This is a genomic window from Chryseobacterium sp. AC417, from assembly GCF_979258215.1.
The window spans coordinates 3,056,860-3,072,122 of record NZ_OZ409845.1 but is presented as its reverse complement, the minus strand read 5'-3'; the positions used below and the strand labels follow the sequence as shown (position 1 = coordinate 3,072,122).

Genomic DNA, 15,263 nt, shown 5'->3' with positions numbered 1-15,263 from the left:
AATTCCAATTATTAAAAAGAAAAAATTTATGAGCGCAGCAGATACACGATCATTTCAAGAAATTTTTAAAAGCGAAAACGATATTCCAGAAGAATACAAAGTTCAGGAAATTCACCAGAGAGTTTATTTGTTAAATGGCGAATTGGTAGAATGGAAAGGCGATGTTACAGAAATTTATTCGCCAGTCTGCATTCGTACAGAGAATGGTCTGGAAAGAAAACTACTGGGAAGCATCCCAAACATCGGTCAACAGGAAGCGATGGAAGTGCTTGATGCATCAGTTAAAGCCTACAATAACGGTCTGGGCGAATGGCCAACCATGTCTGTGGAAGGTCGCATCAAATGTATGCAAAAGTTTGTGTATCTGATGATTAAACAACATGATCTGATCATCAAATTACTGATGTGGGAAATTGGAAAAACTTTGCCGGATTCTACGAAAGAATTTGACCGTACCGTAGATTACATCAACCAAACTATTGATGCGTTAAAAGATCTGGATCGAGAATCATCCCGTTTCCAACAGGCGGAAGGAACGATTGCACAAATAAGGAGAGCTCCGTTGGGAGTGGTTTTAAGTATGGGACCGTTCAATTATCCCTTGAACGAAATATTTACGACCTTGATTCCCGCATTGATTATGGGAAATACGATTATTTTTAAACTTCCCAAACATGGTGTTTTAGCACATTATCCATTATTAAATGCTTTCAAAGAAGCTTTTCCGAAGGGAACAGTAAATACACTATACGGTAAAGGTGCAGAAATTATCACCCCGATTATGGAAAGCGGAAAAGTAAATGTTCTCGCATTCATCGGATCAAGTAAAGTTGCAAACGGACTGAAAAAACTACACCCGAAAGTCAACAGATTGAGAGCTATTTTGAGTTTAGATGCCAAAAATGCTGCGATTGTAACCAAAAATGCCAATCTTGATATTGCAGTGAGCGAAATTATTCTCGGTGCACTTTCTTTCAACGGACAGCGTTGTACAGCTTTAAAATTAATCTTCGTACAAAAAGATGTTGCTGAAGAATTTACTGCTAAATTAAATAAAGCCGTTTCCGAATTAAAACCCGGATTACCGTGGGAAAAAGATGTGAAAATCACGCCGCTTCCTGAAGTCAACAAACCGCCATATCTTCGTGAATGTATCGAAGATGCGTTGTCAAAAGGCGCAAAAGTTTTGAATGATAATGGGGGTTACAATGAGAAATCTTTTGTATTTCCTGCCGTCGTTTATCCGGTAAACAGTGATATGAAACTGTATCATGAAGAACAGTTCGGGCCAATTATTCCTGTTGTTCCTTTTGAAACGATTGAAGAGCCGATCGATTATCAGGTTAATGCTTCTCATGGAATGCAGGTGAGTATTTTCAGTGAAGATGCACAGGAAGTTTCAAAACTGATCGATCCGTTTGTAAATCTGGTGAGCCGTGTAAATATCAACTGTCAGGCGCAACGTGGTCCGGATGTTTTTCCGTTTACCGGAAGAAAAGATTCTGCCGAAGGAACACTTTCAGTATTTGATGCGCTTCGTTCGTTCTCCATCAGATCACTGGTAGCTGCAAAGTCGACGGAATCCAACAAAAATCTTTTGAATACGATTGTAAGAGATCATGATTCTAATTTTTTGAGTACCGATTATCTGTTTTAAATCTTTATCAGAATAAAATTAAATAGTAACCTGCAGTAATGCGGGTTATATTTTTTCATATATTCTTCAAATCCTTCCATGAAATGTACATTTTAGAATTTAGTATATGAGAATTGACTTTTAAAGCTTTTTACGGAATAAAATATACTTTCGAAATCTTACCATCCTTTATTTCGTAAATGGCAGTGGCTTCTACGATTTCGTTTCTTCTCATTCCGGAGACACTTTCATGGTCGACAATGAAATTACCATTCACGATTCTGTTTTTTATTTCGCAATGAAGTTCAGGTAAATCTTTAAACATTTCGCCATAATTTTTTCGCATAGCCTCTTTCCCTTTACTGATGAGTTGATTGGGAAACATGTACAGTTCTACATCTTCTGCATAAGGTTTCAGAAAAGCCTCAACATTTCTTGCGTTGTAACCTTCTAGCTGTTCTTGCACTAAATTTTCCTGAACGCTTTTCTTAGATTGAGCAAAACTGAAGTTGAGTAAAAAAAGACGAACAGAAATAAATAAATTTTCGTTTTCAAGGTTTAAATTTTAATCTGATCAAAGGTAATGTAAAACTTGGTAAAACCCGTTTTCCACTTGGTGAATAGTTTTTGGATACTACTTTATATGTATATATTTGTTTGATGAATTGGATCCGGATTTTTGTGTTGATTTTGATGATTTCTGTGAGTAGTTTGTATTCACAGAACAGAACTACGCAGGAAGTTGTTGCAGAAACGGCCAAACTCAAAAAAGCAGTCGATACCAAAGATGAATCTGCCGAAGCCAATTCTTATTACAACATCGGAGAAACTTTTTACAACAACGGAAATTTCTCTAAAAGCGAAGAGTATTTTATTAAGTCTAAAACCATTTATGAAAAGCTGAATGATAAGCAAAACCTTGAAAAAGTTACCCGCAAACTCGCTCAGTCACAGGAAAATCAGAACAAACTAAAATCAGCTGTAAAAAACTACGAGAGTGCTTCAAATATCGGATATTCAAGATCTAAAAAGGTCTTAAATGCCAATGATGCTTCCCGACTTTCATCACCGGTTGCAGAAGACAGAGCTGAAGCCATTCAAAACAATATTCAGCTCAGTGAGAAAGAAAATAATAAAGAAAATCTTGCAGCCAGTTACAGCCAGATGGCAGAAGTGAATGCAGAACAAAAAAATATTCCTAAAGCCGAAGAAAACTTCAATAATGCTTACAAAATTTCGAAAGATATTGAACCCCAACAGGCGTTGGCAATCAACCAGAAACTGACAGATTTTTATGTAGAAAATAAGAATTTTGATAAAGCTATTAAAGCCAAAAAAGAAGTATTAAAAGAAGACTTTGTAAATGATAATTCGCAGAAAAAAGTAGAGCAAATTCAGGAACTTGCTGAGATTTATATTAAGAAAAATGATCCGAAGGAAGCAATGATCTTACTCAGAAATGCTTATGATATTGCTTTAAATAAAGGGCACACTCTGGAAGCGCAAAAAAGCGTCAAAAAACTCGATAGTCTGTATTCAATTTCACAAAATACAGATGCTTCTGTACAGTTGTATCGTGACTTCCTGGGACAGTTGCCCGATTTGGTTTCCAAAGACCGAAGCCTGGTTGATAATAAAATTCTGGAAGATACCGAACAGCGCATTTCTCAGCTTGAAAAAGAAAAACAGCTGAAAGATGAGCTGATCCGTAAGAAAAATATCTTCAATTACAGCCTGATTGCAGCACTGGCGATTTTATCTGTTTTAATATTTTTCATTTTCAGAACGTTGAAAAAAGTTCAGATCAAAAATAAAAAAATTGCTTTACAGTCATTGAGACGTGAGATGAATCCTCATTTTATTTTTAACAGTTTAAATTCTGTCAATCAGTTTATCGCTACCAATAATGAGCTGGAAGCCAATCAATATCTTACAAAATTCTCTAAACTGATGCGTGGCGTGATGGAAAATTCTGCTGAAGACTTTATCCCGTTTCACCAGGAACTCGATTTGCTTCAGAATTATCTGGCTTTGGAAAAAACTCGTTTTACAGATAAATTTGATTACGAAATTGTGGTTGATGAAAATATAAACCAACAAAATCTTCAGATTCCGGGAATGATGATTCAGCCTTTTTTAGAAAATGCAATCTGGCACGGATTGCGTTACAGAACAGAAAAAGGATTTTTGAAACTTAATTTCACAAACGAAAACCAGTATTTAAAAATCACCATACAAGACAACGGAATTGGTATTGAAGAAAGTAAAAAACAGAAAACAACTCACCAGAAAAACCGTGAAGGCCGTGGAATGAAGAATACTTTGGAAAGAATCAGATTGCTCAACGATTTGTACAAAAAAGATATTGTTTGTGCTGTAAAAGATTCTGAAAATGGTGTTTTGGTTGAGATTAAATACAAGTTATAAATGATGTTGAGATCTCTTATGATTGACTGTAAACTAACTCCGGCAAATTAAAACTTAATTCCTGACACTCATGAAAATAAAATCTGTAATCGTAGATGACGAAAAAATTGCAAGAGAAGTTTTAAGAAATTATCTCACAAAATACTGTCCGCAAATTGAGATTTTAGGAGAGGCAGAAAATATCAAAGATGCCGTTCCGTTGATTGCAGAAGTGCAGCCACAGTTGGTTTTTTTGGATGTTGAAATGCCTTTCGGGAACGCTTTTGATGTGCTGGAAGCTACTAAAGAATTTTCTTACGAAACAATTTTTATCACGGCATTTTCGCAATATTCTCTTCAGGCTTTAAACAAATCTGCGAGTTATTATATTCTCAAACCGATTGATATTCAGGAGTTAATTTTGGCGGTCAATAAAGTGGCAGAAAGTTTAGAAAAGAATGAAGAGCTTAATCGTAACAAAATTCTTCTTGAAAATTTAAAATTAAAACCAGAAAAACAACAGTTGATTCTTCCGACTTTGCAGGGTTTTGATGTGGTAAAGACCGAAGATATTGTAAGACTTCAGGCAGACGGAAATTTCACACAGGTTTATCTTACCGATCATTCAAAAAAAATGGTTTGCAGATTCTTAAAACATTTTGATGATTTGCTTGAAAATCCTTTTGTGAGAGTTCACCGTTCGCATATCATCAATACCAATTTTGTAAAATCTTACCACAAAAGCGGAACGGCAACGTTGTCTGATAACACTGAAATAGAAGTTTCCGGCAGTTTTAAAGAGCAGTTTTTGAAAGTTTTTTCATAGTTGGTTTAGTCGTTTGTAGCTTTTTATAATTCGCCAAAAGCCAGGTAAGGCATCATTTTTGAATTTCCAAATACAAATAAAGCATTATGAAAACTTTTCAGAAAATAGCTGCTGCAGTTTCTTTAGGTATTGTCGGATTATTAATTGTCAATTCATGTTCGGTAGGAATTCCGAAAGGAGCAACGGCTGTTAAAAATTTTAATTCAGATAAATATCTCGGAAAATGGTACGAAATTGCCCGTTTTGATTTCAAATTTGAAAAAAACCTGGATAATGTGACAGCCAATTATTCTTTAAATCCTGATGGATCAATCAGAGTTCAGAACAGAGGCTATAATTACGTTAAAAAAGAATGGAAAGAATCAATCGGTGAAGCAAGATTCGTTAATGATCAATCTGAAGCGAGATTGAAAGTTTCATTTTTCAAACCGATTTGGGCTGGTTATAATGTGATTGATATTGATGATGATTATCAAAATGCTCTGGTTGTAGGAAACAGCACAAAATACATGTGGATTTTATCCCGAAACAAAGAAGTTCCCAATAGCATCAGAGAAAGATTTTTAGCAAAAGCACAAAAATTAGGTTTTAATACCAATGAACTAATTTGGGTAAAGCATAATTAAAAAAGAAAGGCAAAATTCACAAGTGAATTTTGCCTTTTTATTTAGATACCTTTATATTCCTTCCATTCCTTAAAGCGGTGGTCAATAACCTGTTGCATCATATCATAGTTTGCATAAGTGTCTTCGATATGATAAAAAGTTTCATATTCAAAATCGTTTTCTTCAGCTACACTGTCAAAAATATTGATGTAATCTGTTGCGAATGAACTGTATTTATTACCAAAATCTGTTTCATCTGCATAATAATCTTTGGCAAAACTATTTCCTAAATCATTCAGATCATATTCAGAAAATTTTCCCTCTAAAGCGTCAATGACAAAGTCTGCACCGGTGATTTCACGTTTTTTTAAACTTTCGATTTCATTTTCGCAGTCATTTTTCAGTTCTTCAGAATGTAAATTGTTATTAATGCACCAGTTGAGAAACATTCCGGTGTGGGTTGCACTGTTTTTTTTCGGAAGTTCTTGGGGAAAATCTCCGCCATAATGCCACGAAGCATCATCATATTTAGTCATATCTTTATTATAGTGGTAGACATTACCAATCAAAGGTATAAAAAATCATTTTCTTTTGTACACTACAGAGATTTTCACGTCATTTGTATTGAATTTTTATTCAAAATTAAACGTATGCAAAACGCAGTTCTTATCACCATTGGCGACGAAATTCTTTCCGGAAATACCGTAGACACCAATTCAAATTTTATTGCCACCGAACTCAAAAATATCGGAATTAAGGTCGTACAGATTTTCACGATCTCAGATGAAATTGAAATTATTAAAAATACGTTGAAATCTGCTTTCGAAATTGGAAATATAGTCATTACCACAGGAGGTTTGGGACCAACAAGAGATGATAAAACCAAAAAAGCTTTAGCCGAATATTTTAATGATGAAATTGCTCTGGATGAAGCTACTTTTGAACATCTTAAAGCTTATATGCAAAGACGCGGGCGCATAGAAATTTTAGAAAGAAACCGTGAACAAGCTTTTGTACCCACAAAATCAACTGTTTTTCAGAACCATTACGGTACCGCACCGTGTATGATGATGGAGCAGGACGGAAAATTGTCTTTCAGTTTACCAGGCGTTCCTTATGAAGTAAAACCTTTGATTAAAAATCAAATCATTCCTTATTTAAAAGATAAATTTAATCTCAATTATATTTCTACAAGAATTGTTTCCGTGGTGGGAATTCCCGAAAGTATTCTGGCTGACCAGATTGAAGATTGGGAACTCGCTTTGCCGGAAAATCTTGCTTTGTCTTATCTTCCGGTAGGAACAAGAGTGAAGTTGAGACTTACCGCAACAGGTACAGATGATCAAGTTTTGCAGATTCAGATGGAAAATGAGATTCAAAAGTTATTTCCCATCATTGGTGAACATATTATTGCCACCACAGAAGATAAAATTGAAAAAATATTAGGTGAAATTTTAATCGAAAAAGGATTAACAATTTCTACTGCAGAAAGCTGTACAGGAGGAGGATTGTCTCAATTGTTGACCTCAAATCCGGGAAGTTCAAAATATTTTGTCGGCGGAATTATTCCCTACGAAACTCAGAAGAAAATTGATATTCTGAATGTATCTGAAAATACAATAGAAAGATTTACGGTTGTGAGCGAAGAGGTTTCAGGAGAAATGGCAGAAGGTTGCCAGAATTTATTTAACACTGATATTTCTTTATCCACAACAGGAGTTGCAGGTCCTGGAAAAGGGGAGGATGCCAAAGATGTAGGTTTGGTTTATTACACGATAAAAGTGAAGGATGAATCTGAAACGTTCAAACTGCATCTTCCTCATTTAGAAAGAAAAGATTTTATTTATTTTGTTTCGCAGAAAATTATTCAGGATTTGGTCGGGATTTTAATTCGTAAATAAAAAGTTCAGCATACAATTAATACTATATTCTTTCGTGGTGAAAATTCTATCAAAACTCAATTCGTAAAATAAATTAACTTTAGCGTAACAATTTTTAAATTAATTATACTTATTGTATAAATAGTTATAATGAAGTCGCCATATTTTCTACTGAAGAAAAAGAGTGAAGATTAGGCGATCAAATGTAATCTCTAAAAAAATAAAAAGTTTCTATATGAAAAAATTAACCCTTTCTTTGTTTTTATTAGCTGGAGTTTGTTCACAAAATACCTTAAGTGCACAGACAAAATCAACTAAAACAGCTACTGCAACAGATCTAGGTTTAGACATCAGCCTGATGGATAAATCGCTTCGTCCACAAGATGATTTCTATAATTATGTGAGCGGAACCTGGATGAAAACCGCTAAAATCCCTTCTGACAAACCAACTTGGGGAAGTTTCAACAAATTGGCAGATGATACAGACAACAATTCTATGACGATTTTAAACTCTCTTCTGAAAGATAAATTTGCAGACGGAAGTGAAGGTAAAAAAATTCAGGATTTGTATGCGACGTATATGAATATGGAGAAAAGAAATGCAGACGGAATCAAACCTATTCAGGCAAACATCAATAAAATCGATGCGATCAAAAATCTTACAGATTTACAGAATTATTTAGCTTCTGTTACTAAAGACGGCGACAATACATTTTACAGTTGGGGAGTTTACTCAGATCTGAAAGATTCTAATATGAATGCAGTTTATCTTGGTGACGCTGCATTGGGAATGGGGAGAGATTACTACCAAAAAGTAGATGTAAAAAATACAGAGGCTCTTGCAGAATACCAAAAGTATATTGCTTCTATGTTGAAAGAATTAGGGTACAAGAATGCAGACGCAGCTGCAAAAGGAGTGTTAGATTACGAGAGAAGCATTGCTAAGAATTTACTTACTAATGAGCAAAGTCGTGATAACACACTTCAGTATAATCCGAAAACAATCGCTGAGCTGAAGACATTGGTGAAAAACGTAGATCTTCCGGCTTATCTTAAAAAAGCGGGAGTAAATACTGACAGAGTGATTATCGGTGAGCTGGGTTACTACAAAAATTTCGATCAGTTGGTGAATGAAAAAAATCTTCCGGTAATTAAAGATTATCTGAAATTTCACATGATCAACGGTGGAGCTTCATATTTAAGCGAAAAATTAGGAGATACAAAATTTGCTTTTTATGGTAAATATTTGAGAGGTCAGCAGGAGCAGAGAGCTTTAAACAAAAGAGGGTATGAGTTGATCAACGGTTCTTTGGGTGAAGCTTTCGGTAAATTATATGTTGAAAAATATTTCCCGGCAGAAGCAAAAGCTCAAATGGTTGAATTGATCGATTACTTAAAGAAAAGTTTCGCAGTTCATATCAACGGATTGACGTGGATGTCTTCAACAACGAAAGAAAAAGCAATGACCAAGCTGAATAAATTTACAGTAAAAGTTGCTTATCCGGACACTTGGAAAGATTATTCTAAATTAAATATCACCCCGGAATCTAAAGGTGGAAATCTATACTCAAATCTTCAGAATATTGCAGAATGGCAGTACAATAAAGATTTGGCAAAAATCGGAAAACCGGTTGATAAAACAGAATGGGGAATGACTCCGCAGACTGTCAATGCATATTACAATCCGGTATACAACGAGATCGTTTTCCCTGCTGCGATTCTTCAGCCTCCTTTCTTTAATCCTAAAGCTGATGCTGCGGTGAATTTTGGTGGAATTGGTGCAGTTATCGGTCATGAGATCAGCCACGGATTTGACGATTCTGGTGCTCAGTTTGACGCAGAAGGAAACTTGGTAGACTGGTGGACTCCTGAAGATAAAGCTAACTTTGAAAAAGCAACTAAAGCTCTTGCTGCTCAATATGATAAGTACGAGCCTGTAAAAGGAACCTTCGTTAACGGTACTTTCACAAACGGTGAAAACATTGCAGATTTAGGTGGTGTAAATATTGCTTACGATGCATTGCAAATGTATTTAAAAGATAAAGGAAATCCTGGTGTTATCAGTGGTTACACACAAGATCAGAGATTCTTCTTAAGCTGGGCAACAGTTTGGAGAACTTTATCAAGTGAGAAATATATGGTAAACCAAGTGAAAACAGATCCTCACTCTCCTGGATATTTCAGAAGTTTTGGCCCACTTACTAATGTTGATGCTTTCTACAAAGCTTTTGACGTAAAACCTGGTGACAAATTATACAAAAAACCGGAAGACAGAATTAAAATCTGGTAATCAGTAAAAAAATATCGAAACCGTTCAGAAATGAGCGGTTTTTTTTATTTAATACCCATAGATGCTGTAGATTTTTTGATAAAGATGATATAATCAAAATCTTGAGAAATATTTCCCGATTTGAAATCATTTTTACTCTGCGCCGAGCCTATCGTTCGATAATTAATTTTATTTAAAATAACCTTTCCAAGCTTGTTGTTTTCTTTCTTGATCGTTTTGAGGTCTAAAATGAATATGGGAATATTAAACGTGTTGAGCAGTTCTTCAAATGATTTATCAGGATTTTTTTTCAGATAAACGGGTTTTATTTTTTCATCATCCAGATCGAATACCGAATGAGAACCTTCATAAAAAAATGTTCCGCAGGCAACGTAATCATCATTAAATTTTTCCTTTAAAAATCTTCCTGTCTCATCTTCCGTTTTCTTTAAATGTTCATTGTGTGCCCACAATACAAAAGCCAAATCAGGGTATTTATTTTTGAGCCAGAAAATATTTTTGGCCATAAAAAGATTTCTGTCTGAGTAGGTTTTGTTAATATATTGGTCCAAAAGAGTTATATATTGTAGAAACCATAAATTATCTTCCGGATCAGAAATCGATGGAGAGAAGTCTTTTATTTTATTTAAGTCTACTAAAACCTCATTTTTTATACGCTTCTTTTCTGAAATTTGATTAAGTTTTAATTGGCTGAAATTGTAGATATTCTGGGTCAAACCCATTAAATTATTGGTTGGAATTTGATATTTGTCCATGAGTATTTTAAGCTGAACTACAGATCCTGTGTAACTCATCATGTCAAATCCTGTGAACTGTATTTTTTGATTATTTCTATCGTTGTACCCCTTCATCCATTCTACCATACGCAGAATTTCCTCTGTCTGATAAATCCACGATTTGATATTCATTAAATAGTCTTTTCCGGTTCTGTTTTCTTTGATTATGTACTCATTCATCAGGAAAGATTCCGGCATTGCTGCTTCAATTGAGAAAACTCCGCCATTATTTTTCTGTAAAATATATCGGGTAAGTTTATCTTTTATTTTAAAAATTTCGCTTGAACCATGCGATGCCTCACCCAATCCTACAATTCTGGAAGTAGAGAAAAATCGATTAAAAACTAATGAATCTTCCTTAAAACCTACTTCAGGTTCATAAGACTGTAAAGGATAAACGAATTTTTTCAAATAATCTTTTTCATCTTTACTAATCATTGAATTCTCGCTATAAGACTGTGAATAAGTATATTGAAAGGATAAAATGAAGATCAATAGAATTGATTTTGCTGGTACGGTGATATTCATCTTTGAAAAGGCTATAATTTTTAGTTACATATAAAAATAGCAATTATTATTGAGCAATATTAAATAATCAAGAAAACTCATTTAACATAATTTCTTATATTTGATCAAACTGATTACAATTCAAAATTAATTCAATGAAAAAACTAAATATTGCAGCACTTGCATTCTCAGGTATTGTATTTCTAAACTCTTGCGGAACAAGAAAAACTGTGGAAACTCCTAAAGTGGAAACAACTGTAACAACAACTACCGAACCTGTGAAGGAAGAAATAAAAGAAGAAGGAATCAACCTTTCATATATGGACACCACTGTTCGTCCACAAGATGATTTCTTTAATTATGTCAACGGAAATTGGGTGAAAACCACTCAGATTCCATCTGATAAAGCGAGTTGGGGATCTTTTAATGCATTGAGAGAAAATGTAGATGATGCTTCTTTAAGTATTTTAAATAAGATTTTAACCGAAAAATATACAGATGGTTCTGAAGGTCAGAAGATCCAGAATCTGTATGCTTCTTTTATGGATGTCAGTAAAAGAAATGCTGATGGTATAAAGCCGATTAAATCCGATTTAGCAAAAATCGACGCAATCAAAAATGTAAATGATCTGCAAAAATATCTTTTGGAAGCCACAAAATTGGGCGATAACTCTTTCTACGGTTGGAGAGTCGGTGCCGATATGAAAAATTCTAACATGAATGCCGTTTATCTTGGCGGTCCGGATCTTGGTTTGGGAAGAGATTATTACCAAAAAGTGAACGAAGCAAACACCAAAACTTTATCGGAATACCAAAAATATGTTGCCCAATTGTTTGGAGTTTTAGGCTATAAAAATGCAGATAATTCAGCGAAGAATGTTGTTGATTTCGAAAAACAACTGGCAAATTATCTACTGACTTTAGAGCAAAACAGAGATGCCAATTTAAGATATAATCCTAAAAATGTTTCTGAATTATCCGGCTTGGTGAAAAATGTAAACCTTGCAAAATATCTTAAAGATGCAGGTGTAAATACCGATAAAGTGATTGTTGGTGAGCTGAAATATTACCAGAATATGGATCAGTTTATCAATCAGAAAAACCTTCCGTTGCTGAAAGATTACCTTAAATATCATGTAATAAATGGCAACGCTAGTAATTTGGGCGAAAGTTTAGACAATATCCGTTTCGATTTCTATTCTAAATATCTTCAGGGTCAAAAAGAACAACGTGCGATGGATAAGCGAGGTTTGGCTTTAGTGAATGGTGTTTTGGGTGAAGCTTTCGGAAAACTATATGTAGATGAATACTTCACGCCTGAATCTAAACAGCAAATGGAAATCTATATTGGTTACCTGTTAAAATCATTCAAAAACCATATTAATGAAATAGACTGGATGTCTGCTGAAACCAAGGTAAAAGCTCAGGAAAAACTTTCTAAATTTACTGTGAAAATCGCTTACCCGGATCAGTGGAAAGATTATTCTAAGCTGAAAGTAGAAGCTCCGGCTCAGGGTGCAACCTTATACTCAAACTTACAGAATGTTTCTGCTTGGCAATATGAGAAAAGTCTTGAAAAAGTAGGAAAACCTGTCGATAAAACAGAATGGGGAATGTCTCCTCAAACTGTGAATGCGTATTACAGTGGTTCAAACAACGAAATTGTTTTCCCTGCCGCAATTCTTCAGCCGCCTTTTTATAATCCAAAAGCAGATGCAGCTGTTAATTTTGGTGGTATTGGAGCGGTAATCGGTCATGAAATTTCTCACGGTTTCGACGACAGCGGTTCAAGATTTGACGGAGACGGAAATTTGAACAACTGGTGGACAGAGCAGGACCGTAAGAATTTTGACGCAAAAGTGGGTCAGTTAGCGGCGCAATACAATGCTTACGAACCCGTAAAAGGAAGTTTTATTAACGGTAAATTCACAAGTGGAGAAAATATTGGCGACTTAGGCGGAGTAGCTGTAGCTTACGATGCACTTCAAATGTACCTTAAAGACAAAGGAAATCCTGGGTTAATCAGCGGATTTAATCAGGATCAGAGATTTTTTATGAGCTGGGCTACAGTGTGGAGAACCAAGTCTACGGATCAGTATATGATGAATCAGGTGAAAACAGATTCGCATTCACCGGGATATTTCAGAGCATTCGGACCTCTGATCAATCAGGATTCTTTCATAAAAGCTTTTGATATAAAACCTGGTGACAAGCTGTACAAGGCACCAAGTGAGAGAATTAAAATCTGGTAAAATATAACAAATCCTTAATATATAAAACGCATCAATAGATGCGTTTTTTTATTTATTTTCCATAGATTAGTCACAGTAAAAAATAGTAATTAGTATTTTATTATCTGTAATGATATTATTTTATTTGAATAAAAATCACTGCAAAATTTTGTATGTTACAGTTTTTTTATAAATTTAAACATTGGATTGGTCAATATTTTGCTAATCCAAACCAAAATCAACAATCACAAAAAAATAATAATATGGCAATGTTTAATTATGGCGTTGGCGGTAACGAAGTCAAGGTAGACGCCAATGAAGCTATTCAGGAAATCCAGGAAAATAAATCGCTCATCGTAAGCCAGCTTACCACCGACGAAACATATGTTCCCGAAATTGTTACAGGATTAAAAACCGTGGATGATGTTTTCAGGCATTTTCAGCCTTCTGTTGCTGTACAGCACGAAACAGAAGATGGCAATGTAGTAGAAGAAGAATTCCGTTTTCAGAATCTTGCAGACTTTACCCCCAAAACTCTTGTTCAGAAATCAGATTATCTTCAGCAGCTCAGCATGGAGCAGGAGCAGTACAATAAAATTGTACGTCAGCTGAAAACCAATAAAATTCTGCGTAATATGCTCGAAAATGAGCAGACAAGAGCTGCTTTTATTGAAGCGTTGAAGGATGTCGCACAAGAACTGGAAAAATAATTAAACACCTACACCAATATTATGGATAGCAAACTACAGGCTTCAGAAAGCCAACAACATAATCAACAGCAACAAAACGGTAAACCAAAAGGAAATCCCGTTGAAGAATTAAATAAAATCGGTGGTTTTGGCTTTATAGAATCTGTCGTAGACGGAATTGCCAACATGAACCCAACCAGAAAAGCGAGAAAAGAGATCTTCTTAAACGATGCCAATAAAACCGAAGAAAGAAAAGAATTGTTGCAGAAAATCAATCTTTGGGTTGAGCTTTTAAGCAGCAACGAATCTGCAGAAAAAATGGCAGATACGTGCAAAGCAAAAGCACAGTCAGCAGATCAGAATTTAAAAACAAATTTAAAAAATACACTTGATGCCGTTCGACAGCTGGAAACTTCTTACAGAACAGTTGCTCAATTTTACAAAAATACAGAATTAGATAAAGTAGATAATGTAAGCATCGTGAATGCTACTTTGGAACAGGTTTCAGATTTAGACAATCCTCTCTTTATCGATGCTGTTGCAGAAGAGTTTAAACAATATTATGACCGTTTAGATTTGAGAGATAATTACTCAATCCTTGCGATTCCGGGATATTTGGGATCCAATAAAGTAATTGAAAAGTGGGCGAAAATCTGTAATGAAAACAAAGTGATGATGGTTACCGATTTTGCCAATCTTGATAAACCGGATGATGTAGTAGATTTATTTCACTCGGCAAATCTCACAGGCGGCGAATTGCACAGAAGTAATGTCATCATGACGTGTAACTGGTTGATTGGTCGTGGCAAAGCTGAAGAAGTAGGTGAAGAGGAAAACGTGGAACTTCCGCCTTCAACTTCATTGGCAGGTAAAATTCATAAGACTTTAATGTCTCAGGTTGCAGCAGGTAAAAAGCACGGTAATATCAATGAAGTTGACGCAGTGAAATTCGAATTGAAGAAAAGCGAAATTTCTCAGTTAGAAAAAATGGGTCTGGTTCCGATGGTAAATGAATATGGAAAAATCATGGCATTTTCTGCAAAAACTTTATTTACAGGAGATAACATTGGCCTTCAGACGTATTCTGTTGTTCGCGTTTTCGATTATGTAACCAAAGTTTTATTAGATTTCCTAAACAGAAGAGCCTTCGAAAACTGGAATGCAAAGAATGAAGACGATTTGAGAAAACAGATTGTGACATTCTTAGATGGCATTAAAGGTGCGGATAAATTGATTGAGAAATTTAAAATCGTTCGTTTCGAACAGGATAAAGTAAATAAAGACAGAGTTTGGTTAGACATTCGTTTAACGCCTTACTTCCCGACAAAAAGTTTTGTAATTAAACTGGATGGTCACAAAGGAGATGACGGTAACGAATGGGATGCTGAATACATTCAGGATTAATCATTTTAAAATA

General features: G+C 34.9%; 12 protein-coding genes. 9 read left to right on the top strand and 3 right to left on the bottom strand.

From position 1 onward, the window contains the following. The first annotated feature begins 28 nt into the window (after window positions 1-28). Window positions 29-1,657 (top strand): NADP-dependent glyceraldehyde-3-phosphate dehydrogenase, encoded by a 1,629-nt coding sequence (locus ACZZ9T_RS14605; protein WP_463442692.1) that lies wholly within the window; start codon window positions 29-31, stop codon window positions 1,655-1,657. Between the two features lie 130 nt (window positions 1,658-1,787). Here ACZZ9T_RS14605 and ACZZ9T_RS14600 read toward each other — a convergent pair whose 3' ends face one another. Then, window positions 1,788-2,102, bottom strand: a complete 315-nt coding sequence (locus ACZZ9T_RS14600) for a nuclear transport factor 2 family protein (protein WP_463442691.1) — start codon at window positions 2,100-2,102, stop codon at window positions 1,788-1,790. A gap of 194 nt (window positions 2,103-2,296) precedes the next feature. Here ACZZ9T_RS14600 and ACZZ9T_RS14595 point away from each other — a divergent pair, with 194 nt between their 5' ends. From ACZZ9T_RS14595 to ACZZ9T_RS14585, 3 genes are all read left to right on the top strand, one after another. After that, window positions 2,297-4,063: a tetratricopeptide repeat-containing sensor histidine kinase gene (locus tag ACZZ9T_RS14595; protein WP_463442690.1), complete on the top strand. Its 1,767-nt coding sequence runs from the start codon at window positions 2,297-2,299 to the stop codon at window positions 4,061-4,063. A gap of 70 nt (window positions 4,064-4,133) precedes the next feature. Beyond that, on the top strand, window positions 4,134-4,868 hold the full coding sequence (locus ACZZ9T_RS14590; RefSeq protein ID WP_463442689.1) for a LytR/AlgR family response regulator transcription factor: 735 nt from the start codon (window positions 4,134-4,136) through the stop codon (window positions 4,866-4,868). A gap of 86 nt (window positions 4,869-4,954) precedes the next feature. Continuing rightward, on the top strand, window positions 4,955-5,494 hold the full coding sequence (locus tag ACZZ9T_RS14585) for a lipocalin family protein (RefSeq protein ID WP_463442688.1): 540 nt from the start codon (window positions 4,955-4,957) through the stop codon (window positions 5,492-5,494). A gap of 41 nt (window positions 5,495-5,535) precedes the next feature. On the opposite strand, the gene ACZZ9T_RS14580 is transcribed toward ACZZ9T_RS14585, so the two are convergent. Then, complete coding sequence (locus ACZZ9T_RS14580; RefSeq protein ID WP_463442687.1) at window positions 5,536-6,009, bottom strand: DUF7832 domain-containing protein; 474 nt, start codon at window positions 6,007-6,009, stop codon at window positions 5,536-5,538. A gap of 114 nt (window positions 6,010-6,123) precedes the next feature. Here ACZZ9T_RS14580 and ACZZ9T_RS14575 point away from each other — a divergent pair, with 114 nt between their 5' ends. Further along, window positions 6,124-7,374: a CinA family nicotinamide mononucleotide deamidase-related protein gene (locus ACZZ9T_RS14575; protein WP_463442686.1), complete on the top strand. Its 1,251-nt coding sequence runs from the start codon at window positions 6,124-6,126 to the stop codon at window positions 7,372-7,374. Between the two features lie 214 nt (window positions 7,375-7,588). Then, window positions 7,589-9,643, top strand: coding sequence for a M13 family metallopeptidase (locus tag ACZZ9T_RS14570; RefSeq protein ID WP_463442685.1), 2,055 nt, complete (start codon window positions 7,589-7,591; stop codon window positions 9,641-9,643). 44 nt (window positions 9,644-9,687) lie between these two features. On the opposite strand, the gene ACZZ9T_RS14565 is transcribed toward ACZZ9T_RS14570, so the two are convergent. Further along, window positions 9,688-10,830 carry an erythromycin esterase family protein gene (locus ACZZ9T_RS14565; RefSeq protein WP_463442684.1) on the bottom strand — a complete coding sequence of 381 codons (1,143 nt, stop codon included), beginning with the start codon at window positions 10,828-10,830 and terminating at the stop codon, window positions 9,688-9,690. A 251-nt stretch (window positions 10,831-11,081) separates the two neighbouring features. Between ACZZ9T_RS14565 and ACZZ9T_RS14560 the strand changes: the two genes are divergently transcribed. From ACZZ9T_RS14560 to ACZZ9T_RS14550, 3 genes are all read left to right on the top strand, one after another. Continuing rightward, window positions 11,082-13,178 (top strand): M13 family metallopeptidase, encoded by a 2,097-nt coding sequence (locus ACZZ9T_RS14560; protein ID WP_463442683.1) that lies wholly within the window; start codon window positions 11,082-11,084, stop codon window positions 13,176-13,178. A gap of 152 nt (window positions 13,179-13,330) precedes the next feature. Next, window positions 13,331-13,867, top strand: coding sequence for a type VI secretion system contractile sheath small subunit (locus ACZZ9T_RS14555; protein WP_463433407.1), 537 nt, complete (start codon window positions 13,331-13,333; stop codon window positions 13,865-13,867). 21 nt (window positions 13,868-13,888) lie between these two features. Next, window positions 13,889-15,250, top strand: coding sequence for a DUF5458 family protein (locus tag ACZZ9T_RS14550; protein WP_463442682.1), 1,362 nt, complete (start codon window positions 13,889-13,891; stop codon window positions 15,248-15,250). Window positions 15,251-15,263: the final 13 nt, after the last annotated feature.